Below are 23,005 nucleotides of genomic sequence, written 5' to 3'. Positions count from 1 at the left end.
CCCCCCCCCCCCCCCCCCCCCCCCCCCCCCCCGCCGCCGCCCCCCCCCCCCCCGCCCCCCCCCCCCCCCCCCGGGTCGGGCACGCCATCGCCGACCCCACCCCGTCTCCCTCGCCTTGCTGCGCAAGGCTCGCTCGCCGACCCTCCCCTCAAGGGGGAGGGTAGCGCCGGCGCGCTCCTCATCCATGCCTGGCCGGACCGCGTCGCCAGGGCGCGCGGCGAGCGCGGCCGTTTCGTGCTGGCCAACGGTTCGGGCGCCATGCTCGACACCGCTGATCCCCTGGCAGGCGAAACCTGGCTGGTCGTCGCCGATCTGCAGGGCAAGGCGCAGAATGCTCGCATCACGGCAGCAGCGGCGATAGACGAAGCCGACATTCGCGCTTCGCTTGCCGACAAGATCGAGACAAGCCGCGAAACGAGCTTTGACCGCGACAGGCGCGCCGTGCGCGTGCGCGAAACCGTTCGCCTCGGCGCCATCACCCTGTCCGAACGCATGCTGCCGGCTCCGGCCGGTGCTGACGCGGATCGTGCCATCCTCGGCGCCGTGCGCGAATACGGGCTGTCGCTGTTGCCGTGGGGCAAGGAGGCGGAAACGCTGCTCCAACGAGTGGGCTGGCTGCATCGCGGTCTCGGCGCGCCCTGGCCCGATGTTTCCGACGCGGCGCTCATCGACAATCTCGACGACTGGCTGCTGCCGTTTCTTTCCGGCGCGGCGTCCTTCGCCGCGATCGACCCGGGCGTGCTTTCGGCCGGCCTCATGGCATTGGTGCCGCACGATCTCCAGCGCAGGATCGAGGCGCTGGCGCCGACCCATTTCGACGCGCCGTCGGGCAGCCGCGTGCCGATCCGCTATGATGGCGAATGGCCGGTACTGGCGATCCGTGTCCAGGAGCTGTTCGGTCTCGACCGGCACCCTTCGATCGCCAATGGCACGGTACCGCTGACGCTCGAGCTTTTGTCGCCGGCGCACCGGCCGATCCAGACGACTCGCGACCTGCCCGGCTTCTGGCGTGGCTCCTGGGCCGATGTGCGGGCCGACATGCGCGGCCGCTATCCCAAGCACGTCTGGCCGGAGAACCCGCTTTTCGCCACCGCCACCAGCCGCGCCAAGCCGCGCGGCAGCTGATGCAGCCCCGACCGTGATTCGATCATGGTCAACAAGAAGACAGAAACATCTACCGATTGTCCTTTCCCGGCTATAATCCTTGACCATGATAAACATCCTGCAGGCGCCCGACTTCCAGCAAAGCCAACGGCTGCGCCTCAACACGCTGATCAGGCTGCGCTGGCTTGCCATTGTCGGCCAGAGCCTGGCGGTTCTCGTCGTCGCCTATGGGCTGAAATTTCCGCTGCCGGTCAGCCTCTGCTTCGCGCTGATCGCCTGTTCGGCCTGGATGAACCTGTTGCTGACTTTCCGTTATCCGGCGGCGCATCGGCTCACTCCGCTGCCGGCTTTCGCCATCCTGACCATCGACAGCCTGCAGCTTGCCGGCCTGCTCTACGTGACCGGCGGCCTCACCAATCCGTTTTCGGTGCTGGTCACCGTGCCCGTGGTCATCTCGGCGACGTCGCTGCCGCTGCGCCTGACCGCTATCCTCGGCGCGCTGGTAATGGTGGCGGCGAGCTTGCTGGTCTTCTTCCATCTGCCGCTGCCCTGGTATGAGGGCGCGCCGCTCGAGATGCCGTTCATTTATGTCGCAGGCATGTGGATGGCGGTGTTTTCCTCGATCGCCTTCACTGCGATCTACGCCTTTCGCGTGGCCGAGGAGGCTCGCCTGCTCGCCAACGCGCTTGCTGCCACCGAACTGGTGCTGCAGCGCGAGCAGCATTTGTCGGCACTGGACGGTCTCGCCGCCGCCGCCGCGCATGAGCTCGGCACGCCGCTTGCCACCATCACCCTTGTCGTCAAGGAGATGGAGAAGGCGCTTGGTGATGACCCGAAATACGGCGAGGACGTCAAGCTGCTGCGTTCGCAGAGCGAGCGTTGCCGCGAAATCCTCAAGCGCCTGACCAGCCTGTCTTCCGAGGGCGAGGCGCATCTGTCCCGCCTGCCGCTGACCTCGCTGGTCGAGGAGGTGACGGCCCCGCACCGCGATTTCGGCATCTCGATCAAGCTTCGCCCCGGCGAGCGCATCGGCCCCGAACCGGTCGGGCGGCGCAACCCCGGCGTCATCTACGGCCTCGGCAACCTGGTCGAGAACGCCGTCGATTTTGCCCGCAAGACCGTCACCTTGCGCTGGAGCTGGAACGAGGCCGCTGTTACCTTTTCGATCATCGACGACGGGCCGGGTTTTCCTCCCGAAATCATCGACCGCATCGGCGAACCCTACATGTCGACGCGCCAGGGCACCGAGGCCGGCGGCGGCCTGGGCCTAGGGCTTTTCATCGCCAAGACCTTGCTGGAACGCTCGGGGGCTACGCTCGATTTCCGCAACTCAAACGAGCCAGGCGAGGGCGCCGTCGTGCAGATATCGTGGCCGCGCAGCGTCTTCCTCAATCCTGAGCAGGCTTCGGCCACCATGTTTGACACGGCGTGAATTGGACAATGGCGCTCCGAAACTATATCTGCGTAAAAATCAGGCAGCAGGAATTTTATGACGATGAGCAGCGACGAAACGATTGGCGCAATGGTTGAGGGCGAGGACACCTCGCTGTTGATCGTCGACGACGACAAGCCGTTCCTCACGCGCCTTGCCCGTGCCATGGAAACCAGGGGTTTCGTGGTCGAGACGGCCGAGAGCGTCGAGGAAGCCGTGGCCAAGGCGCGCGCCCATCCGCCTGCCTACGCGGTGGTCGACATGCGGCTTGGCGACGGCAACGGCCTCGATGTCGTGGCCGCCATCCGCGAGAAGCGCGACGACGCCCGCGCCGTCATCCTCACGGGCTACGGCAATATCGCCACCGCGGTAACGGCGGTGAAGCTCGGCGCTGTCGACTACCTGTCGAAGCCAGCCGACGCCGACGACGTTTTCGCGGCCCTTACCCGCACGGCGGGCGAACGCGCAGCACCCCCCGAAAATCCGATGTCGGCCGACCGCGTGCGCTGGGAACACATCCAGCGCGTCTACGAAATGTGCGACCGCAACGTCTCCGAGACCGCGCGCCGGCTCAACATGCACCGCCGCACGCTGCAGCGGATACTCGCCAAGCGCGCACCGCGCTGAAGCATGGTGCCACCCGCGTCCCAGGGACGCGCGGCGCTGTCGAGACTTGCCCTGCCATTGGTGTTTGCGCATCATCGCACCAGGTGAAACCGGCCCTGCCGGCCGATAGGACGGAGAGTACATGCAGGACCAGAAGCAGCGACCGCTTGCCATTCTTCGAAAGCGACCGATCTCCATCCTTCGCGAGTTCCTGGCCAGCGAGGCGGCAGGCGGCATCGTCCTGATGGTGGCCGCGGCGCTGGCCCTGATCGTCGCCAATTCGCCGCTGGCCGAGCTCTATTTCGAGGCCCTTCACGCCTATCTTGGACCGCTCAGCGTAGCGCACTGGATCAATGACGGCCTGATGGCCGTTTTTTTCCTGCTGGTCGGCCTGGAGATCAAGCGTGAGATGCTGGACGGCCAGCTTTCGACCTGGCCGCGGCGCGCCCTTCCCGGCATCGCCGCCGCCGGCGGCATGCTGGTGCCGGCACTCGTCTATGTCGCCATCAACCGCGACAATCCGGCCGCTCTGTCCGGCTGGGCGATCCCGACCGCCACCGACATCGCGTTTGCGCTCGGCGTGCTGTCGCTGCTCGGCAGCCGCGTGCCGGTATCGCTGAAGATATTCCTCACCGCGCTCGCCATCATCGACGACCTCGGCGCCGTCATCATCATCGCGGTGTTCTACACAAGCGACCTGTCGCTCGCCTATCTCGGGGCTGCCTTCGCGGTCATCGCTCTGCTCGTCGTTCTCGGCCGCATGCAGGTGCTGACGCTGCTGCCCTATCTCGTGCTTGGTGTCGTCCTGTGGGTCCTGGTGCTGAAATCGGGCGTCCATGCCACGCTCGCCGGCGTGGCGCTGGCTCTCACCATCCCTCTGCGGATGTCTCCGGGCGGCAATGACGATCTCGAAGATTCGCCGCTGCACCGGCTCGAGCACGGCCTGCACAATGTGGTGCCGTTCGTCGTCATTCCGATCTTCGGCTTTGCCAATGCCGGCGTTTCGCTGGCCGGGCTGAGCGCCGCCACGCTGATCGAACCGCTGACGCTGGGCGTCGCCGCCGGCCTCGTCGCCGGCAAGCTGGTCGGCGTATTCGGTTCTTCGGCGCTTGCCATCCGGCTCGGCCTTGCCGATCTGCCGGTAAATGCCACCTGGCTGCACATGGTCGGCATTTCGCTGCTCTGCGGCATCGGCTTCACCATGAGCCTGTTCATCGGACTGCTCGCCTTCGCCAGTAACGTCGAGCTGCAGGACGCGGTGAAAGTCGGCATCCTTGCCGGGTCGTTCATTGCCGCCATCCTTGGCGCCGCCGTGCTGCTGATAGCGCCGGCCGCGAATGGCGAGGAAGAGGACGAAGAATAGAGCTGGTCGATTGGCGCCGTTTGGAGGCAGCCGACAAACGTCGCGCCGCCTCTCATTGCCCTGCCGGGCATTTCTCCCTGTATAGTGATGGGCAGAAAGACGCCTTCGCAAAGGATTTCGCCAATCTCCAGCGTTGCAGAAAGTCTGCCGAGGTTTGCGGCCAGCCCCTTCTCCCCGTCGCTATACGGGGAGAAGATGCCGGCAGGCAGATGAGGGGCGGCGCAAACGTCGAAGGTCACAGGAGATCCGAAAACCCTTTACTCGCTCTCGCCCTCCAGCGCCGGCACCGAAACGCCGGCGAGTTCCGCCGCGAGCAGCCGTGAAGCACCGGCCCGCGCGATCCTCAGCATCAGCGCCTTGCGCGTCGCCGCCGCCATGCGGTGCTCGGGCGCATCGCGCAGTATTTCGGCGCCGTAGCCGTCGGAAAGGATAAAACCGCATTCCTGCGGAAAGATCTCTGAGGGCACGCCAGGATGGGTGGCGAAGAAGAAGCGGTCGGAGTGCAGCCGGTAGTCAGGCCATTTGCGATCGACCCTGAAATCCTCGATCGAGGATTTGATCTCGATGATCCAGATGTCGCCCTGTCGGGTCAGCGCGACGAGGTCGGCGCGGCGGCCGGTCGCCAGCGACAGCTCGGGCAGCACATGCGCGCCCATTTCCTTCAGCAGCCGCTGCACGCCGCGCCGCACCAGCATGGCGCGCTCCGACTGGCGGCCGTCGATAAGGGGATTAAGGGGCACAGGCGAGATGATTGGCATGGCGGCACCATGCCAGATTCTGTTCACGTTTTGAACCCGTTTTTCTTCGGCGATTATCTGGTTGACAAACCCGATTAGGAGATAGCCAGCAGTTCATGCTAGATAGGGGATGGCTTCCCCCCCCACGTCGGCCTTGACCACTCATTCAATGAGATCGAGCTAGCGCGGGCGCTGCGTACCAGCCTTGCGCATCATAGGGCGCGAATGACTGTCTTGCTTCGTGAGCTTGCCCATTTCAGAATGGAGGTCAGAGACGCCGCTGCCATCCGCGCTCATCTGCGCGCTGCTGCTAATCAGGCATAGTTGGCACCGAGTATTTGTGCTAAATTAGGTAGAACTTACACGCAACTGACGGTCAACCGATGACCAAGTGGGAGCCTGACATTCTCTTGCTTGAAGCCGCTCGGATATACCAGATGCGAGCGTCGGCACAGGTTGAAGACCTGTATTCAACGATCGAAGAGACGCGCCGCATAATCGCAGAGTCCCGCAAGCTGCTAGGGCTTGTAGCCGACAAGGCGGGCGCTACCAGCCGTAGGGGAATGGCTACTAGACCTGTAGAAACCAAAGCCCCACGATCCTATTCGGGCGGTGAGCGGCGACCAGAAGCCGTTAGCAGCGAATACCGAAGACTTCGCCAGCTATGACGACGCTTTGAACTTCGTCATCTCCCATCTACCAGCAGACATTTTGAAGAGTGGCATCTAGTGTCGCCGGGGATGTCAAATGTTTAATCGCCTTTCTCTGGGCGATTATGTCGGCTGACAATCCCGGCCTTCAACCGGCGGGCACCACGCCCTCCAGAGCAATGATCCTCGTCCTTGCGCAGCGTTCGCGGATAGCTTTGAGCCGGCTATATTCTGGAGAGCCGTACCATGCCATGAGGGAGGCCATGTCCGGGAATTCGACAATAACCAGGCGATGAGGTTCCCAATCGCCTTCCAGCACCTTGGTGGCTCCGCCGCGAGCAATGTACCTTCCCCCATAGCGCGCTTCGGTTGCTGGTACATCCCGGCGGTATTCCTCGAAGACGGCGGCATCGGTTATGTCTACATCAGCGATGAGATACGCTGCCATTGGCCTTACTCCCTGACGAAAGCCAGTGAAGCACCTCCATTAGCGGCCCCGCAATTAAGCCAACGGGACTACGCCTCGGAAACGACTCGCCTTCTCCCTGTATCGGGCGCTTTACTACAGCGTTGGGGGCAGCTCTGGGAGGAGATGAACCATGCCGATGTATCTCACGCAATTCAGCTACAAGCCCGAAACCTGGGCGCGCCTAATCGAAAACCCCGAGGATCGACGCGAGGCGGCCCGTTCCTACATCGAATCAGTGGGCGGAAAGCTGCACGGGTTCTGGTACGCCTTCGGAGAGCACGATGGCTGGAATCTGTGGGAGGCCCCAGACAATGTTTCGATGGCATCTGTCATGCTGGCCATCGGTGCCGGAGGGGCGCTCAACTCGTATCAGACCACCGTCCTCCTGACCGTCGAAGAGACGATGCAAGCCCTTGGCAAGGCAAAGTCGATCCGGTATCGCCCGCCGGGGTCGTAAGCGCCGCCCGTTCGCGGCTTCTGCAAGGTCGAGCGCATCGACTGCGGCTCGCGCACCTTCTCCTCGATTGCCGTCACATGCGCGGCGGCGATCTCGCGCACGTCATTGGCCGGCGCGGCTGCGGTCCTGGTAGAGCGCCATCAGCTGGCGGCAGTCGTCGATGGAAGATTGCGCGCACGGCACAGGGAAGTCAGCCGGCCCATTGAATTTCCTACATAATCTTATGATAGACGTTGCCGAAAAGCCACAGGTGCGGACTTACCGTCATGTAAGCCCCAGCATATAGGCATCGCGCGCTTGGCAAGCAAAGCAAATGCCAGCATGAATGATGGTGACAAAGCGGCCGTCTCGAGCCGCTCTATTTCGGGCGGGGCATCGGACCTTTTCATGCGCATGAAGCCATTTGCAATCGTCGCCGCACTTGCGCTGTCGGCCGCTATCGCTGGTTGCAGCACCATCGGCTCGCAGATCTTCACCAACAACTATGGCGCGATGACCGATGCTGGCTATCGACTGCCGCGCATTCCGATCGAGAAGGTGCCGTCCAAGTACCGCCGGCAGGTGGTCAGCTACGACACGGATGAAAAACCCGGCACCATCGTCGTCGATACGCAGAACAAGTTTCTCTATTACGTCATGGGCGGCGGCGAGGCGATGCGTTACGGCATCGGCGTCGGCCGCGAGGGTTTTGAATGGCGCGGCACCGCCCGCATCGCGGTGAAGCGCGAATGGCCGACCTGGACGCCGCCTTCGGCGATGATCAAGCGCCAGCCGGAGCTCGCCAAGTTCGCTGGCGGCATGGAGCCCGGATTGACGAATCCGCTCGGCGCGCGCGCGCTTTATCTGTTCAACAGGGGCGGCGATTCGGGATACCGCCTGCATGGCAGCCCGGAGTGGAACTCGATCGGCAAGGCGATGTCGTCGGGCTGCATCCGGCTGATGAACCAGGATATTATCGACCTTTACGATCGCACCTCGGTCGGCGCCAAGGTTATCGTTCTCTAGAGCTCATACGCGGACCGTCTAGGCAACAACTGACGTCCAAAAACAGAAAACCGGGCAATTCGGCCCGGTTTTTTGTTGTCGCGAGAAGGCGAATGCAGCCTTAAGAGACCTGTTCGACCTGCTGAACCTCGGGCACAAAATGCCGGAGCAGGTTCTGGATGCCGTGCTTCAGCGTCGCCGTCGACGACGGGCAGCCGGCGCAGGCGCCCTTCATGTGCAGGAACACGGTGCCGTTCTCGAAGCCGCGGAAGGTGATGTCGCCGCCGTCCTGGGCGACGGCCGGGCGCACCCGCGTGTCGAGCAGTTCCTTGATGGTGATGACCAGTTCCTCGTCGGCCTTGTCGTAGAACTCGCCGGTCTGGCTGGTCTCGGCGGCGGGACCGGCCTTGGCCATGACAGGCGCGCCGGACATGAAGTGTTCCATGATGGCGCCGAGGATCGCCGGCTTCAGATGCTGCCAGTCGGGACCGTCCTTGGTCACGGTGACGAAGTCATAGCCGAAAAAGACGCCGGTGACGCCCGGGATCTCGAACAGCCGGCCGGCCAGCGGCGACGCTGTGGCGGCGCTGTCGGCATCGCGGAAATCAGCCGTGCCTTCGACAAGCACTTCCTTGCCGGGCAGGAACTTCAATGTCGCCGGATTTGGCGTCGATTCGGTCTGGATGAACATGAACGTCTCCGTGCCCATTCGGGCAGATAGTTTGGAATAATTCTAAATAGGCCTTATCGGCAGGACATTCAAGCGAAAGCCATCGCTGGAACGGTATGGCTGGCGGAATGTTTTGCTAGCGCCCTAAAAGCTTTGAGATGTGTCGAGATTCAGGTCAGGCCGACCTCACCTGAATATCAGCACACCTCAGGCGAGGCTGTCGATTTCTTCGTCTGACAGGTTCTGCGGCACCACAGTCACCGGGATGGGGAAGGCGGCGCCCTTGCCGGCGACCGCGCCGACCAGCGGCCCCGGCCCCTCTTTGCCGGCGCCGGCCGCCAGCACGAGGATGGCAATATCCTGGTCTTCCTCGATCAATTTGTGGATCTCTTCCGTCGGCTTGCCTTCGCGCACCACCAGTTCCGGCTCGATGCCGAGCTTCTGGCGCACCTTGTTGGCATAGCTGTCGAGGGCCGCGCGAGCCGTCGCCATAGCCTCCTCGCGCATGATCTTCTCGACACCCAGCCAATGCTGGAAATCGTCCGGCTCGATCACGTAGAGCAGCACCAGCACGCCGCTGGTGCTCTGCGCGCGCTTCGAGGCATAGACGACGGCCCGTTCGCATTCGGGCGTGTCGTCGATGATCGCCAGGAACTTGCGGCGATGGCCGACTTCGCGGCTGAGGCGTTTGGAGACCATATTCTACCTTCGATGGTTTCGGTCGCAATCTGCCACCGCCACAGCCCGGCCGCAAGCGACCGGCGGGTGCAGCGATGTTGGTGCAGATTAGCCTTGCAGCAGGCCGATGATGTCGCGCACCGTCTTCATCGTCGCCTCGGCCAAGGCGCCGGCGCGCTCGCCGCCATCCCTGAGCACCGCGTCGACATAGGCGCGGTCGTCGGAGATGCGGCGCATTTCACCGGCGACCGGCGCCAGTTTTTCCACGGCAAGGTCGGCCAGCGCCGGCTTGAACACCGAAAACTGCTGGCCGCCGAACTCTTTCAGCACCGCCTCCTTCGATATCTCCGCGAGACCCGCATAGATGCCGACGAGATTTTCCGCTTCGGGCCGGCCGGCCAAGCCGTCCAATTCTCCGGGCAACGCCTCGGGGTCGGTCTTGGCCTTGCGGATCTTCTTCGAGATGGTGTCGGCATCGTCGGTCAAATTGATGCGCGACAGGTCCGACGGATCCGACTTCGACATTTTCTTCGAGCCGTCGCGCAGCGACATGATGCGCGCCGCCGGTCCGCCGATGATCGGCTCGGTCAGCGGAAAATAGCCGTTCACCGTCTCCTCGCCGACCTTCATCTCGACGCCGACGCCAAGGCCGGCGATGCGGTCCGAAAAGTCGTTGTTGAATTTCTGCGCGATGTCGCGTGTCAGCTCCAGATGCTGCTTCTGGTCCTCGCCTACAGGCACGTGGGTGGCGCGATAGAGCAGAATATCGGCTGCCATCAGGCTCGGATAGGCAAGCAGCCCAAGTGAGGCGTTCTCGCGATCCTTGCCGGCCTTGTCCTTGAACTGCGTCATCCGGTTCATCCAGCCGATGCGCGCCACGCAGTTGAAGATCCAGGCAAGCTCGGCGTGCTGCATCACCCGCGACTGGTTGAAGACGATGTGCTTCGTCGGTTCGATGCCGGAGGCGAGAAACGCCGCGGTGATCGCGCGCGTCTGGTCCGCGAGATCCTCATGCACGAGTTGCGCAGTCAGCGAATGCAGGTCGACGACGCAATAGATGCAATCGGAGGTATCCTGCAGGGCGACGAATTTCTTGATAGCGCCGAGATAGTTGCCGAGATGCAGATTGCCGGTCGGCTGGACGCCGGAAAAGACGAGTGGCTTGAAGGCGAGTGGCTCAAAGGCGGGCATGATGTCCTCATGGCTTGTGGAGGGCCGTTTCGCGCGCGGCGAAAGTCTTTCGACGGCGCGCTTATGGACGAGAGCGGGGAGCGGATCAAGAGGCTGCTCGATAGACGCAGAGCTTCGGGCTCAGCTTGGCAAAACGCCGCGGAAGGCATTGTTCGCTGAAGCATGAAATGAAAAACCCGCCTCGCCGGCGGGCCGTTGGCGCAACTCCGCACCATGAATAAATTCCTAGCATAACTGCCGTCACCTGTCAAGTTGAATCTACCGGAGGTAGAAACCATCGGCGGCGCTCACGAGTTCGCGCTAGGCAGTCCCGGCTCACGGATCTGGAGACTGTTCCTTAGGCCCCGGCGATCCCCTCCGCGCCATATTGCGCCGGATCATGCCGAAATCGGCGCCGCCGGTGGCGAAGGCGGTGACGAAATAAAGCAATGCCCCGCCGGCGACCAGCGCAAGAAGCGTCGTAGCCTTGACGATCAGTGGCGAGCCGGACGCAAGCCTGGCGGCGAACCAATGCTCGGCAAAATAAAGAGCTGCCCCCATCACCGCTGCAGATAGAACCAGCCGGGGAATGCGTCTCATGAGCGGCACGTCGCGGCCCCAATGGCCGCGCCGGATCAGTACGCCGAGCAGCATCAGCGCATTGACCCAGCCGGCGACGGCCGAGGCGACGGCGATGCCCGGCGCACCCATCGACGGAAACAGCGTCAGCGCGGTGGTGATGTTCACCGCTACCGAGATGGCGGCGAAGATCATCGGCGTGCGCGTGTCCTCGCGGGCGAAATAGCCGGGGGTGAACGCCTTGATCAGCACGAAGGCCGGCAAGCCCAGGCCGAAGATCGCCAGGATCGCCGCCACGATCGGCGTCGAGCCGTTGGCGGCAAACGCCCCGCGTTCGTAGACCAGCCCGACGATCGGCTCCGACATGACCAGCAGTGCCGCCGCCGCCGGCAAGGTCAGGAATAGCGTGAACTCCACCGATCGGTTCTGCAGATTGGCCGCTTCGATCAGGTTGCCCGACTTCAGCGCCCGCGACAGTTCGGGCAGAAGCACAATGGCGACGGCCACGCCGACGACGCCGAGCGGCAGCTGATAGATGCGATCGGCGTAAGCCAGCGACGACACTGCGCTGTCCTGCGCCGAGGCGATCGCCGTGCCGATCACCTGGTTGATCTGGGTGATGCCGCCGGTGATCGCAGCCGGCAGCGCCAGGATCAAGAGCCGCTTGACATTGGGCGTCATCTTTGGCCGGCGGAAGCCGATCGAGATGCCGGCATGGCGCACCGCAACCCAGACGATCGCCAGTTGCACCAGCCCCGCCGCCAGCACGCCCCAGGCCAGCGCGAAGCCGACAGTGCGCGCATCCGACCCCTGGTGCCAGGCATAGGCGAGCACGCCGATCAGGATGATGTTGAGGAACACCGGCGCCACCGCGGCGGCGAAATAGCGGCGCAGCGAATTGAGCATCCCGGCCATCATGGCGCCGAGCGACATGCAGATCAGGTAGGGAAACATGATGGTCGCGAGCCCGACCGTCATCTCGAACTTTCCCGGCGTGTCGGCAAAGCCCGGCGCCACCAGGTAGCGCACGATCAACGGCATCGCCAGTTCCATGGCGATGGTCAGCCCCAGCAGCGCCGTGAACAGCACACCGAACACCTCTTCGGAAAAGCGCTTGGCGCCATCGGTGCCGTGCGTCTCGATTTCCTTGGCGAACAGCGGCACGAAGGCGGCATTGAAGGCGCCTTCGGCAAACAGCCGGCGAAAGGTGTTGGGGAACTGGAAGGCAGCGTTGAAGGCGTCGGCGATCGGTCCGGTGCCGAGTGCCGCCGCCATCAGCATTTCACGGACAAAACCGAGAGCGCGGCTCATCAGCGTGCCGGAGGCCACCGTCGCGAATTTTTTGATAAGGCTCATTTGTACAGAGGGTGCCTGCGTGATTGGGAAATAACGAGAGCGGCGTTCACTCGGCGGCGGCCTTGGCCTTGCCGCCGCGCTCGGGCACGGCGCCTTCGAGAGCCGCGATCAGCCTGTTGTGGATAGCGGTCATGCGCGTCGGACTGTCGATCTTCTGGCCAGTCAGGTCAGTGACATAGAAGGTGTCGATGACCTTTTCGCCGAAAGTGGTGATGTGCGCCGAGGCGATATCGAGCGACAGGTCGGACAAGGCTCCGGTAATCTCGGAGAGCAGGCCCGGCCGGTCCAGCCCCTCGACCTCGATAACCGAGAACCGGTTCGACAGCGTGTTGCGGATTTCAGCGCGCGGCGGGATGCGGAAGACCTTGGCGCCGCGTCGCGGCTTGGTGCGCTTTTCGATCATCTCCGGCAGCCAGCTCTTGCCCGACAGCACGTCCTCGATCAGGCGGCCGACGCGCTCGGCGCGGCGGCGCTCGTCCTCGTCGCGGTCGAACTCTCTCGAGATCAGGATCGTGTCCAGCGCGCGGCCATCGGAGGTGGTGAAGATCTGCGCATCGACGATATTGCCGCCGGCCGCCACACAGGCGCCGGCTATGACCGAAAGCAGGCGGGGATGGTCCTGCGCCAGCACGGTGATTTCGGTCACCGCCTCGAACTGGTGGGTCTTGATCATGGTGGCGAGCTTCTTGCCCGCCGCATCCGCCTCGCGAATGAATTCGGCGTGGCGATGCTGGTCGGCGAGATCGACCGTCAGCAGATAGTTCTCGTAGTGCTGACCGACATAACGCTTGCGGGCCTTTTCGGGCCAATCGGCGAGCGCCTCGGCCAGCTTTTCGCGGGCAGCCGCGGTGCGCATCGCACGCGACACTTCTGAAAACCCGCCGGTCAACAGCAATTCGGTCTCGTAGTAGAGCGTGCGCAGCAACTGCCCCTTCCAGCCGTTCCAGACGCCCGGCCCTACGCCCCTGATATCGCAGATGGTGAGGACGAGCAGCAGCTTCAGCCGTTCGACCGACTGCACGATCGCGGCGAAGTCCTCGATCGTCTTGCGGTCGTTGAGATCGCGGGTCTGCGCCGTCATCGACATCACGAGATGGTTCTCGACCAGCCAGGCGACCGTTTCGGTGTCGGCCGCCGACAGTCCCATATGCGGGCAGATCCGTCGCGCGATCCGGGCGCCCGCTTCGGAATGGTCCTCCGGCCGCCCTTTGGCAATGTCGTGCAGCAGCACCGCGACATAAAGCGCCTCGCGGCTTTTCTTCAGCCCCGGCATCAGCGTGTGGGAGAGCGGATGGATCTTTTCACCATCGCCGCGCTCGATCTCGGCCAGCACGCCGATGCAGCGGATCAAATGCTCGTCCACCGTATAGTGGTGGTACATCGAGAACTGCATCATGGCGACGATCTTGCCGAAATCCGGGATCAGTTTTCCCAAAAGCCCCGCTTCGTTCATGCGCCGAAGGTTGAGTTCGGCGTTGCGGTCCGAGGTCAATATGTCGAGGAACAGCCGGTTGGCCTCCTCGTCGCGTCGGAGCGCCTTGCCGACGAGACCGAGCGAACGGGTCAACAGCTTCAGCGCATCGGGGTGGAATTCCAACCCGTGCTTATCGGCGAACCAGAACAGCCTCAAGAGATTGACCGGATCGCGCTCGAACACCTGGTCGTCGGCGATGTTGATGCGATGGTTGTCGATGATGAAATCGGAAGTGCCGGCAAGTTTGCGCTTGCGGCGCGAGAAGGTGAGAAAGATGCGGTTGAAGCCAGGCACATGCTTGGCCTGCTCTTCCTCGAGCGCAGCGCAGAAAATGCGGGTGAGGTCCCCGACATCCTTGGCGACGAGGAAGTAATGCTTCATGAAGCGCTCGACCGCCGACAGGCCCGGATGCGTGGTGTAGCCCAGCCGTTCGGCGATCTCGCGCTGGATGTCGAAATGCAGCCGTTCCTCGGCCTTGCCGGTGAGGAAATGCATGTGGCAGCGCACCGCCCACAGGAAGTCCTCGGCCTTCTGGAATTCCCGGTATTCGGTGCCGGTGAAGACACCCTTGTCGACCAGTTCCTCGCCGGTGCGCACCCGGTAGAAGTATTTGCCGATCCAGAACAGCGTCTGCAGGTCGCGCAAGCCGCCCTTGCCGTCCTTGACGTTGGGTTCGACCAAATAGCGGCTTTCACCGGCCTTGGCGTGGCGTTCGTCGCGTTCGGCAAGTTTGGCTTGCACATATTCAGGCCCGGTCGTGCGCACCACCTCACGGTCGAAACGCTGCATGAGCTCGTCATAGAGCTTCTGCTCGCCCCACAGGAAACGCGCTTCAAGGATCGAGGTGCGGATGGTGATGTCGGTGCGCGACTGCCGCAGGCATTCGTCGATGTTGCGGGTGGCGTGACCGACCTTCAGCCCCAGATCCCACAGCATGTAGAGCATGTATTCGACGATCTGCTCGCCCCATGGCGTCTGCTTGTAAGGCAACAGGAAGAGGAGATCGATATCGGATCCCGGCGCCAGCGTGCCGCGGCCATAGCCACCGACCGCGACGACGGCCATGCGTTCGGCCGATGACGGGTTTTTGACGCGATAGACATGGCTGGCGGCGAAATCGTAGAGCGCGCGGATGATTTCGTCCATGAGATGCGACAGCCGGGCGGCGCAAGCGGTGCCGCTGCCATCGTCCATCAGCATGCGTTCGGCGGTGGTGCGGCCGGCGGCTAGCCTGCCCTTGAGAAGCTGGAGAACACCGGCGCGCGCAACCTTGCCGGAGCCGTCGCCTGCCGTGGGCGCGGTCTGCGCGGTCATCTCGCGGCGCAAGGCTTCGCCGTCGATCAGTTCATCAAGCTTCAGAGAGATCTTTGCCATAAGTGCCGTTCGGCCTCGCCGTTTTGGCGGCGTCTATAGCGCGTTTTCGCGGCGCTGGGTATGGGGCGGACGGACACGCTCTCCGCGGTAGTTGTCGATAGCATTCAGCGGCGACTGGATGCGGGATTTTCTGCCGGCGATTGGCGCGCGGCTCGGCAAGAAAAACAGAATTGGCCCTTGACCTTCCAGTCACTGGAAGCACTACCTCCGCTTCGAGATCGAGACAGAGAGGCCTTTCCGCATGACCCATACCGCCCACGACCATCACGCGCATAGCGGCTGCTGCTCCGCGAAAGCTGCTCCGTCCGTCGCGGACGCCGTCGTTCGCGATCCGGTCTGCGGCATGACCGTCGATCCGGCCGCCGGCAAGCCGACAGCCGAGCATGGCGGCCATCTCTATCATTTCTGCAGCGAGCGCTGCCGTTCGAAATTCACGGCCGAGCCGGAAAAGTACCTTACCGCCACCGACCCGGTCTGCGGCATGAATGTCGACCGCGCCACCGCCAAGCACTTTTCCCGGCACGAAGGCCAAGGTTTGTATTTTTGCTCCGCCGGCTGCAAGGTGAAATTCGAGGCGGAGCCGGCAAAGTATCTTGGGGATCGGCCGCTGCCGCAGGCGATGCCGAAAGGCACGCAATATACCTGCCCGATGCATCCGGAAGTCGTCCGCGACAAGCCTGGCGCCTGCCCGATCTGCGGCATGGCGCTGGAGCCGATGGGCGTACCATCAGGCGATGAGGGGCCGAACCCGGAACTGGTCGATTTCACCAGGCGCTTCTTGGTGAGTGCCGTGTTGTCCGTGCCATTGCTGATCTTCGCCATGGCGCCGATGCTCGGCCTGACGTTTAGCGCCTTCATCGAGGATTCGGCGAAGGTCTGGGTGGAACTGGCGCTGGCGAGCCCGGTTGTGCTGTGGGCCGCTTTTCCCTTCTTCCATCGCGGTTGGGATTCGGTTCTCAACCGCAGCCCCAACATGTGGACGCTGATTTCACTCGGCGTTGGTGCCGCCTATCTCTACAGCGTCGTCGCCACGTTGTTCCCGGATATATTTCCGCACCAGTTCCGCGGTCATGAGGGCACGGTGCCGGTCTATTTCGAGGCGGCCGCCGTCATCGTCGCGCTGGTGTTCCTCGGCCAGGTGCTGGAATTGCGAGCCCGTGAAAAAACCGGCTCGGCGATCCGCGCGCTGCTCGACCTCGCACCGAAGACTGCTCGGCTGATTGGCGAGGACGGTTCCGAGAACGACGTGCCGCTCGACACGGTCAAGGCCGGCGATCGCCTGCGCATCCGCCCCGGCGACGCCGTGCCGGTCGACGGCATCGTGCTGGACGGTCGCTCTTCCATCGACGAATCGATGCTATCCGGCGAGCCGCTGCCGGTCGAAAAGACTGAAGGCGACGCGCTCACCGGCGGCACGCTCAACAAGAACGGTTCGCTGATCATGCGCGCCGACAAGGTCGGCGCCGAGACCACGCTGGCGCGGATCGTCGAGCTCGTCGCCAAGGCGCAGCGTTCGCGCGCGCCGATTCAGGGTCTGGCCGACCGCGTCTCCTTCTATTTCGTCCCGGCCGTCGTGGTGGTTGCGATCGTTGCGTTCATTGCCTGGGCGATCTTCGGGCCGCAACCCAGCCTGATCTTTGCCATCGTCTCGGCGGTCTCGGTGCTGATCATTGCCTGTCCCTGCGCGCTCGGGCTTGCCACGCCGATGTCGATCATGACCGCCACGGGGCGCGGCGCGCATGCCGGCGTGCTGATCAAGGACGCCGAGGCGCTCGAACGCTTTGCCTCGGTCGACACGCTGATCGTCGACAAAACAGGCACATTGACCGAAGGCCGGCCGAGCTTGACCGACGTCGTCGCTGCCGAGGGCACGACGGAAGATGACCTGCTGGCACTTGCCGCCGGCCTGGAAAAAGGCTCGGAGCATCCGCTGGCCGAGGCGATCGTCGAAGGTGCCCGTGAGCGCGGGGTGGAGATTCCCGACGCCGGCGGTTTCGAGGCGGTCACCGGCAAGGGCGTTTCCGGCACGGTGTCGGGAAAGAAGGTTGCGCTCGGCAACGCCGCGATGATGGCCGATCTCGGCATCGATATCGCATCCGTCTCGAGCAGCGCCGAGGCGCTGCAGGCCGAGGGCAAGACCGCGATGTTCGTCGCCGTCGGCAACGGACTGGCCGGCATCGTCGCCGTCGCCGACCCGATCAAGGCGACGACATCAGAGGCGATCAAGGCGCTGCACGAGCGCGGCCTGAAGATCATCATGGCAACCGGCGACAACGAACGCACGGCGAAAGCCATCGCCAGCAAACTTGGCATCGACGAGGTGCGTGCCGGCCTGCTGCCGGAACAGAAGAGCGCGCTGGTCGAGGAGCTGCGCGCCAGGGGCGCCGGCGTCGCCATGGCCGGTGACGGCGTCAACGACGCACCGGCACTGGCCGCCGCCGATGTCGGCATCGCCATGGGAACCGGCGCCGATGTTGCGGTCGAAAGCGCTGGGATCACGCTGGTCAAGGGCGATCTCAACGGCATCGTCCGGGCTCGCACGCTCGCCCAGGCGACGATCCGCAACATCCGCCAGAACCTGTTCTTCGCCTTCCTTTACAACGTGCTTGGCGTGCCGGTCGCCGCCGGCGTGTTCTATCCGCTCACCGGCTCGCTGTTGTCGCCGATGCTGGCGGCGGCGGCGATGAGCCTGTCCTCGGTTTCGGTCATCACCAACGCGTTGCGGCTCAGGACGTTGAAACTCTGAGCGAAATCCCCAGATAGGAATTCGTTCAAAAGGAGATCATGGATGACCTTGGCCAAGAAGATCGTGCTGCTGCTGATGGCGGCGGGAATGCTGCTTGCGGTTTTCCTCGAAAGCATTCCATCGCAAGCCCAGGAGATGAAGCACGACATGGGGGCGATGAGCGCGCAAAGCCCCTCAACCGACGGCTACAAGGCGGCGATGGACAAGATGCACACCGCGATGATGACAATCGAGCATTCCGGTAATGCCGATGTCGATTTCGCCCGCGGCATGATCCCGCATCACCAGGCGGCGATCGATATGGCCAAAGTCGAGCTCGCCAATGGCAAGGATCCGGAAATGCGCAAGCTGGCTGAAGCGGTGATCGCGGCGCAGGAAGCCGAAATCAAGCAGATGCAGGATTGGCTTGCCGCCCATCCTGTGAAGTAGCCATCAACCAGTCCGGGGGAAATTCAGGGCCGGGGAACTTCAGGGAAGGACTTTCATCTGGATTTCTCCCGAAGGCTGTGCTGCCATCGGGCCTCGACTGGAGCGCGCCATGCCATCAATGATGAGAACCACCACATTGCCCTCGGGCGAAGCCGTTCCCGTGCTCGGTCAAGGCACCTGGAAAATGGGCGAGGATTTCAGCCGCCATGCCGATGAGGTCGCCGCCCTGAAGCTCGGGCTCGATCTCGGCATGACGCTGATCGACACCGCCGAAATGTATGCCAGCGGCGGGGCCGAGGAGGTGGTAGCGGATGCCGTTGCCGGGCGCCGCGACGAGGTGTTCCTGGTCTCCAAGGTGCTGCCGTCCAACGCCTCGCGCGCCGGCATACCGGCGGCGTGCGAGAGAAGCCTCAGGCATCTGCGCACCGACCGCATCGATCTCTATCTGCTGCATTGGCCCGGCAGCGTGCCGCTGACGGAAACGGTCGAGGCCTTCGAGGCGTTGAAAAAGGCCGGCAAGATCCGCCACTGGGGCGTCAGCAATTTCGACACCCATGAGATGGAGGAACTGGTCAGCCTGCCGGGCGGCGACAACGTCCAGAGCAACCAGATCCTCTACAATCTGACCCAGCGCGGCCCCGAATTCGACCTTGCGCCCTGGAGCCGGCAGCGTGGCATTCCGCTGATGGCCTATTCGCCGGTCGATCAGGGCGTATTGGCGCGCAACGCCAGGCTCGAAGCCATCGCCGCTCGCCACAATGCCACGCCGGCGCAAATCGCGCTTGCCTGGGTGATGCGCCAAGACGACGTCATCGCCATTCCCAAGGCCAGCCGGCAGGAGCATGTCCGCCAGAACGTCGCCGCGCTCGACATCATGCTCACCTCACAAGATTTCGCCGACCTCGACCGCGCCTTCCCGCCGCCGACCCGCAAGCGCGGGCTGGAGATGATCTAGATTCCGAAAGTGGGAACTGGTTTTCAGAAGAACAGAGAGTGAGCATTGGAACGAATTTCAGCTGGGCATCATCACACGGCATACAAAATCGGGGATATGACGGTCACGTCGCTGCGCGACGGTTATGTTGACATGCCAACAAGGCGGCTGCGCCAGCCTGGAAACATTGTATTCGGCGATAACCTGCCGTCGCAAGTTCCACTCATTGACGGCGCGCTCCGGTTATCCGTCAACGCCTTTGCCATCGATGACGGCGACGAAATCACGCTGATCGACACAGGGGCTTCGAACGCCTGGCACCCGACAATGGGGCATCTGCCCAAGGCGCTGCGCGAGGCGAAGATCGCCGTCGACCGGGTGCGCACTGTTGCCTTCACCCACACCCATCTCGACCATATCCACGGGCTCATCCTTGCCGACGGTGGCGACGGCTTCCCGCAACTCTCACGCCTGCTTGTCCCGCGACTTGAGCTTGGCATGTTTCGCGAGGAAACAAGGCTGGAGCGTTTCCACGGTCGCGCCCAACCCTTCGATCCTGGGCAGCGCCTTAGCGCGCATATCGATACGATCGCCACCCCTGGCCATGAAGTCGGTCACACCTGCTTTCGCCTAGTGAGCGACGGCGAAACACTATTGATCTGGGGCGACATTGTGCATGTGCCATCGCTTCAATTCGACCACCCGGAGATCACGTGGGAGTTCGACGCCGACCAGGAGCAGGCGCGGGAAAGCCGGCGGCAAATACTGGCGATGGCAACTGGCAACGCCTGCTACGTCGCGGGAGCGCATCTCGATTCACCGGGCGTCGGTAGGGTTTCCCGCACCGAAACAGCCTTTCGCTTCGAGCCCTTGTAAAAGACTCTGGCCGAGCGCCGCCAGCGTCCGTTGCAGCGCGCGGGAAAAGACCGCCGTATCGTCGAAAGCGCGTCCCAGCGTGAGCGCGCCCTGGATGGCGCAGACTGTCTCGAGTTCGTCCGCCCTGGTCGGGCTGTGGTGCTACGGCTTCCCCACCATGCCCTTCAGCCGGTACAGCGCCTCCAGCGCCTCGCGTGGCGTCATTTCGTCGGGGTTGATCGCGCCGAGCGCCTCACCCAGCGCATCGTTCCTGGCCGGCTTCGGCGTCTCTCGTCTCAGCGCCACCGAAAACAGCGGCAGGTCGTCGACCAGCCGGTTCGCCTTGCCCGAGACCTCGCCGGCTTCGAGCTGGTGCAGCACCTCCCTGGCGCGGCCGACCACGGCTTCCGGCAGGCCGGCCAGGCGCGCCACCTGTACGCCGTAGGAGCGGTCGGCGGCCCCCTTGCCGACCTCGTGCAGGAAGACCACGTCGCCCTCCCATTCCTTGACCCGCATGGTGACGTTGTGCAGTCGGGCGAGTTTGCTGGCCAGCGCCGTCATCTCGTGGAAATGGGTGGCGAAGATCGCCCGGCAGCGGTTCTTTTCGTGCAGATACTCGACCGCCGCCCAGGCGATCGACAGGCCGTCGAAGGTCGCGGTGCCGCGTCCGATTTCATCCAGGATCACCAGCGCGCGTTCGCCGGCCTGGTTGAGGATCGCCGCCGTCTCGACCATCTCGACCATGAAGGTCGAGCGGCCGCGCGCCAGATCGTCCGAGGCGCCGACACGCGAAAACAGCCGGTCGACCACACCGATATGGGCTGATGCCGCCGGCACGAAGGAGCCGGTCTGGGCGAGGATGGCGATCAGTGCGTTCTGCCTGAGGAAGGTCGATTTGCCGCCCATATTGGGGCCGGTCAGCAGCCATATCGCGCCGTTTTTGGCATCACCTTCCGGCGACAGGTCGCAATCATTCGCAACGAACGGTCCTTCGCCCGAACGCCGCAGCGACTGTTCCACCACTGGATGCCGCCCGCCCGAAATTGCGAAGGCGAGGCTCGCGTCCACCAGCGGTCGGCACCAGGCTTCGCTTTCGCAAAGCAGCGCAAGTGCTGCCGAGACGTCGAGCACCGCGAGCGCTTCGGCGCCGGCGCGGATCGTGTCCGCCTGGCCGACCGTCTCCGCCGTCAGCCTGTCGAAGGCGGCGAGCTCTATCGCCAGCGCCCGGTCGGCTGCATTGGCGATCTTCGTTTCCAGCTCGGCCAGTTCCGTCGTGGTGAAGCGCATGGCGTTGGCCATGGTCTGGCGATGGATGAAGCGGGCTTTCGCCCCATCGCTGCCGGTCATGATCGCATGGTGGTTGGCGGTGACCTCGATATAGTAGCCGAGCACATTGTTATGCCGGATCTTTAACGAGCGGATGCCGGTCTCGTCGATCAGCGAGCGCTCCAGCCCGGCGATCACCTTGCGCGATTCGTCGCGCAGTGCCCGCATCTCGTCGAGTTCGGCGTGGTAGCCGCTCCGGACGAAGCCGCCATCGCGCTTGAGCAGCGGCAGCTCGTCGCCGAGAGCCTGCGTCAGATGCTCGGCCAGCGGGCGTGGCAGCGCCTCGATCGCCGCCAGTGCTGCCGCCAGTTCTTGTGGAGCGGCGGTCGCTCCAAACAGTTCGGCAATAGTGCCCGCTGCCTCGAACCCGGCACGCAGCGCGCCGAGATCGCGAGGACCGCCGCGATTGAGCGCCAGCCGGGACAGGGCGCGGGGCATGTCGGCGACACTCTTCAGGCTCGCCCGCACCGCCTGACATAGGCGTGTCTCGGACCGGAAGAACGACACCGAATCCAGCCTTGCGCCAATTGCCGCCGGATCGGTCAGCGGCGCCATCAGCCGGTCGGCGAGCAGCCGCGCGCCGCCGCCGGTCACCGTGCGGTCGATTGCCTTGAACAGCGAACCCTCGCGGCTGCCTGACAGGGTGCGCAGCAGTTCCAGATTGGCGCGTGTCGCCGGATCGATGAACAGCGTCGAGCCCTGCTCCTCGCGCTCGGGCCGCGACAGCGGCGGCCGCTCGGCTTTCTGCGTCTTTTCGACATAGGCGATGACACCCGAGATCGCCGACAGTTCCGCGCGCGAAAACGTGCCGAAACTGTCCGGCGTCGCCACCTCGAAGAAACGGGCGATGCGGCCCGCGGCCGACGCCGAGTCGAACAGGCTCGGCGGCTGCGGATTGGCGACGCGGCCAAGCACGTCGAACACCGGCTTCAGTTCGGGGTCATAAAACACCGGCTCGGCGACGATCAACTCGCGCGGGTCGACGCGAAAGACGTCGGCGAGCAGCCGATCGGCGGTGGTCTCGGCAACGCGGAAGGCGCCGGTCGAGATCTCGATCCAGGCCAGCGCGAAGGAGTGTTGTTCCGCTCCGCCCTTGACCCGGCCAAGCGCCATCAGGAAACTCGATTCCGACGGCGCCAGCAATTTGTCCTCGGTGATGGTGCCGGGCGTCACCAGCCGCACCACATCGCGGCGCACCACCGACTTGCCGCCGCGCTTCTTCGCCTCGGCCGGATCCTCGATCTGCTCGCAGACGGCGACGCGGAACCCTTGTCCGATCAGCTTCTGCAGATAGTCGTCGGCCGCATGCACCGGCACGCCGCACATCGGGATGTCGAGGCCCTGGTGCTTGCCGCGCTTGGTCAGCACGATGCCGAGCGCCCGGCTCGCCTTTTCGGCGTCGTCGAAGAACAGCTCGTAGAAATCGCCCATCCGGTAGAACAGCAGCGAATCCGGGTTCGCCGCCTTAATCTCGATATACTGCTCCATCATCGGCGTCGCTGGCGCAAAGGCCGGCGTAGCGCTCTCGCTACGAATGGGCGTTTCGTCGTTCAAGAAGCCGCTTCCAAAATTTTCCAAGCCACTTGCTTGGCTGTTTACAGCGGCGAAGTGT

The 23,005-nt window shown here is 63.8% G+C and carries 18 protein-coding genes and 1 pseudogene; 10 read left to right on the top strand and 9 right to left on the bottom strand.

Annotated features, from left to right (window positions below):
* From NKH73_RS18555 to nhaA, 4 genes are all read left to right on the top strand, one after another.
* A partial coding sequence (locus NKH73_RS18555; protein WP_502894161.1) for an ATP-dependent helicase C-terminal domain-containing protein occupies positions 1 to 1,125 on the top strand: 1,125 nt, incomplete at its 5' end.
* Between the two features lie 85 nt (positions 1,126 to 1,210).
* Positions 1,211 to 2,536 (top strand): ActS/PrrB/RegB family redox-sensitive histidine kinase, encoded by a 1,326-nt coding sequence (locus tag NKH73_RS18550; protein ID WP_352934491.1) that lies wholly within the window; start codon positions 1,211 to 1,213, stop codon positions 2,534 to 2,536.
* A 63-nt stretch (positions 2,537 to 2,599) separates the two neighbouring features.
* On the top strand, positions 2,600 to 3,163 hold the full coding sequence (locus NKH73_RS18545) for an ActR/PrrA/RegA family redox response regulator transcription factor (RefSeq protein ID WP_352934447.1): 564 nt from the start codon (positions 2,600 to 2,602) through the stop codon (positions 3,161 to 3,163).
* 121 nt (positions 3,164 to 3,284) lie between these two features.
* Complete coding sequence (gene nhaA, locus NKH73_RS18540) at positions 3,285 to 4,505, top strand: Na+/H+ antiporter NhaA (protein ID WP_352934444.1); 1,221 nt, start codon at positions 3,285 to 3,287, stop codon at positions 4,503 to 4,505.
* Between the two features lie 257 nt (positions 4,506 to 4,762).
* Here nhaA and NKH73_RS18535 read toward each other — a convergent pair whose 3' ends face one another.
* Positions 4,763 to 5,263 (bottom strand): MmcB family DNA repair protein, encoded by a 501-nt coding sequence (locus NKH73_RS18535; RefSeq protein WP_095484288.1) that lies wholly within the window; start codon positions 5,261 to 5,263, stop codon positions 4,763 to 4,765.
* Positions 5,264 to 6,040: 777 nt separating this feature from the next.
* Positions 6,041 to 6,340: a DUF1330 domain-containing protein gene (locus NKH73_RS18530; protein ID WP_352934441.1), complete on the bottom strand. Its 300-nt coding sequence runs from the start codon at positions 6,338 to 6,340 to the stop codon at positions 6,041 to 6,043.
* A gap of 151 nt (positions 6,341 to 6,491) precedes the next feature.
* Here NKH73_RS18530 and NKH73_RS18525 point away from each other — a divergent pair, with 151 nt between their 5' ends.
* On the top strand, positions 6,492 to 6,818 hold the full coding sequence (locus tag NKH73_RS18525) for a GYD domain-containing protein (protein WP_352934439.1): 327 nt from the start codon (positions 6,492 to 6,494) through the stop codon (positions 6,816 to 6,818).
* Between the two features lie 17 nt (positions 6,819 to 6,835).
* On the opposite strand, the pseudogene NKH73_RS18520 reads toward NKH73_RS18525, so the two are convergent.
* Positions 6,836 to 7,015, bottom strand: a pseudogene (locus NKH73_RS18520) (MerR family DNA-binding protein); the annotation flags it as partial.
* Between the two features lie 190 nt (positions 7,016 to 7,205).
* Here NKH73_RS18520 and NKH73_RS18515 point away from each other — a divergent pair.
* Positions 7,206 to 7,823, top strand: coding sequence for a L,D-transpeptidase (locus NKH73_RS18515; RefSeq protein WP_352934434.1), 618 nt, complete (start codon positions 7,206 to 7,208; stop codon positions 7,821 to 7,823).
* A 100-nt stretch (positions 7,824 to 7,923) separates the two neighbouring features.
* Here the strand turns inward: NKH73_RS18515 and NKH73_RS18510 are convergent, their stop codons facing one another.
* From NKH73_RS18510 to NKH73_RS18490, 5 genes are all read right to left on the bottom strand, one after another.
* A complete protein-coding gene (locus NKH73_RS18510) occupies positions 7,924 to 8,493 on the bottom strand; it encodes a NifU family protein (RefSeq protein WP_095493837.1) in 570 nt (189 codons plus the stop codon).
* A 186-nt stretch (positions 8,494 to 8,679) separates the two neighbouring features.
* Positions 8,680 to 9,171 carry a universal stress protein gene (locus NKH73_RS18505; RefSeq protein WP_352934430.1) on the bottom strand — a complete coding sequence of 164 codons (492 nt, stop codon included), beginning with the start codon at positions 9,169 to 9,171 and terminating at the stop codon, positions 8,680 to 8,682.
* An 87-nt stretch (positions 9,172 to 9,258) separates the two neighbouring features.
* Positions 9,259 to 10,341 carry a tryptophan--tRNA ligase gene (trpS, locus tag NKH73_RS18500; RefSeq protein WP_352934427.1) on the bottom strand — a complete coding sequence of 361 codons (1,083 nt, stop codon included), beginning with the start codon at positions 10,339 to 10,341 and terminating at the stop codon, positions 9,259 to 9,261.
* Positions 10,342 to 10,656: 315 nt separating this feature from the next.
* Complete coding sequence (gene murJ / locus NKH73_RS18495) at positions 10,657 to 12,255, bottom strand: murein biosynthesis integral membrane protein MurJ (protein ID WP_352934424.1); 1,599 nt, start codon at positions 12,253 to 12,255, stop codon at positions 10,657 to 10,659.
* A gap of 46 nt (positions 12,256 to 12,301) precedes the next feature.
* The gene (locus NKH73_RS18490; protein ID WP_352934421.1) at positions 12,302 to 15,103 is read right to left on the bottom strand and encodes a [protein-PII] uridylyltransferase; all 2,802 of its coding nucleotides are present in this window, start codon (positions 15,101 to 15,103) and stop codon (positions 12,302 to 12,304) included.
* 241 nt (positions 15,104 to 15,344) lie between these two features.
* Here NKH73_RS18490 and NKH73_RS18485 point away from each other — a divergent pair, with 241 nt between their 5' ends.
* The 4 genes from NKH73_RS18485 (at position 15,345) to NKH73_RS18470 (ending at position 20,088) form a co-directional block, all read left to right on the top strand.
* Positions 15,345 to 17,849 carry a heavy metal translocating P-type ATPase gene (locus NKH73_RS18485; RefSeq protein ID WP_352934418.1) on the top strand — a complete coding sequence of 835 codons (2,505 nt, stop codon included), beginning with the start codon at positions 15,345 to 15,347 and terminating at the stop codon, positions 17,847 to 17,849.
* Positions 17,850 to 17,891: 42 nt separating this feature from the next.
* Positions 17,892 to 18,278: a CopM family metallochaperone gene (gene copM / locus NKH73_RS18480; RefSeq protein ID WP_352934415.1), complete on the top strand. Its 387-nt coding sequence runs from the start codon at positions 17,892 to 17,894 to the stop codon at positions 18,276 to 18,278.
* Positions 18,279 to 18,387: 109 nt separating this feature from the next.
* Positions 18,388 to 19,233 carry an aldo/keto reductase gene (locus NKH73_RS18475; RefSeq protein WP_352934412.1) on the top strand — a complete coding sequence of 282 codons (846 nt, stop codon included), beginning with the start codon at positions 18,388 to 18,390 and terminating at the stop codon, positions 19,231 to 19,233.
* Positions 19,234 to 19,329: 96 nt separating this feature from the next.
* The gene (locus tag NKH73_RS18470; RefSeq protein WP_352934409.1) at positions 19,330 to 20,088 is read left to right on the top strand and encodes an MBL fold metallo-hydrolase; all 759 of its coding nucleotides are present in this window, start codon (positions 19,330 to 19,332) and stop codon (positions 20,086 to 20,088) included.
* A gap of 141 nt (positions 20,089 to 20,229) precedes the next feature.
* On the opposite strand, the gene mutS is transcribed toward NKH73_RS18470, so the two are convergent.
* Positions 20,230 to 22,947, bottom strand: coding sequence for a DNA mismatch repair protein MutS (mutS, locus tag NKH73_RS18465; RefSeq protein WP_352934405.1), 2,718 nt, complete (start codon positions 22,945 to 22,947; stop codon positions 20,230 to 20,232).
* Positions 22,948 to 23,005 lie beyond the last annotated feature (58 nt).

Origin of the sequence: Mesorhizobium sp. M0938, assembly GCF_040319125.1 — a bacterium.
GTDB classification, from domain to species: domain Bacteria; phylum Pseudomonadota; class Alphaproteobacteria; order Rhizobiales; family Rhizobiaceae; genus Mesorhizobium; species Mesorhizobium robiniae.
Note: the sequence above shows the minus strand (reverse complement) of the source record. Positions and strands in the feature narration are given on the sequence as shown.

Coding starts and splice junctions, on each gene's coding strand:
- NKH73_RS18550 (WP_352934491.1), top strand. CDS start 1,211: ATGATAAACATCCTGCAGGCGCCCGACTTCCAGCAAAGCCAACGGCTG.
- NKH73_RS18545 (WP_352934447.1), top strand. CDS start 2,600: ATGAGCAGCGACGAAACGATTGGCGCAATGGTTGAGGGCGAGGACACC.
- nhaA (WP_352934444.1), top strand. CDS start 3,285: ATGCAGGACCAGAAGCAGCGACCGCTTGCCATTCTTCGAAAGCGACCG.
- NKH73_RS18535 (WP_095484288.1), bottom strand. CDS start 5,263: ATGCCAATCATCTCGCCTGTGCCCCTTAATCCCCTTATCGACGGCCGC.
- NKH73_RS18530 (WP_352934441.1), bottom strand. CDS start 6,340: ATGGCAGCGTATCTCATCGCTGATGTAGACATAACCGATGCCGCCGTC.
- NKH73_RS18525 (WP_352934439.1), top strand. CDS start 6,492: ATGCCGATGTATCTCACGCAATTCAGCTACAAGCCCGAAACCTGGGCG.
- NKH73_RS18515 (WP_352934434.1), top strand. CDS start 7,206: ATGCGCATGAAGCCATTTGCAATCGTCGCCGCACTTGCGCTGTCGGCC.
- NKH73_RS18510 (WP_095493837.1), bottom strand. CDS start 8,493: ATGTTCATCCAGACCGAATCGACGCCAAATCCGGCGACATTGAAGTTC.
- NKH73_RS18505 (WP_352934430.1), bottom strand. CDS start 9,171: ATGGTCTCCAAACGCCTCAGCCGCGAAGTCGGCCATCGCCGCAAGTTC.
- trpS (WP_352934427.1), bottom strand. CDS start 10,341: ATGCCCGCCTTTGAGCCACTCGCCTTCAAGCCACTCGTCTTTTCCGGC.
- murJ (WP_352934424.1), bottom strand. CDS start 12,255: ATGAGCCTTATCAAAAAATTCGCGACGGTGGCCTCCGGCACGCTGATG.
- NKH73_RS18490 (WP_352934421.1), bottom strand. CDS start 15,103: ATGGCAAAGATCTCTCTGAAGCTTGATGAACTGATCGACGGCGAAGCC.
- NKH73_RS18485 (WP_352934418.1), top strand. CDS start 15,345: ATGACCCATACCGCCCACGACCATCACGCGCATAGCGGCTGCTGCTCC.
- copM (WP_352934415.1), top strand. CDS start 17,892: ATGACCTTGGCCAAGAAGATCGTGCTGCTGCTGATGGCGGCGGGAATG.
- NKH73_RS18475 (WP_352934412.1), top strand. CDS start 18,388: ATGCCATCAATGATGAGAACCACCACATTGCCCTCGGGCGAAGCCGTT.
- NKH73_RS18470 (WP_352934409.1), top strand. CDS start 19,330: ATGACGGTCACGTCGCTGCGCGACGGTTATGTTGACATGCCAACAAGG.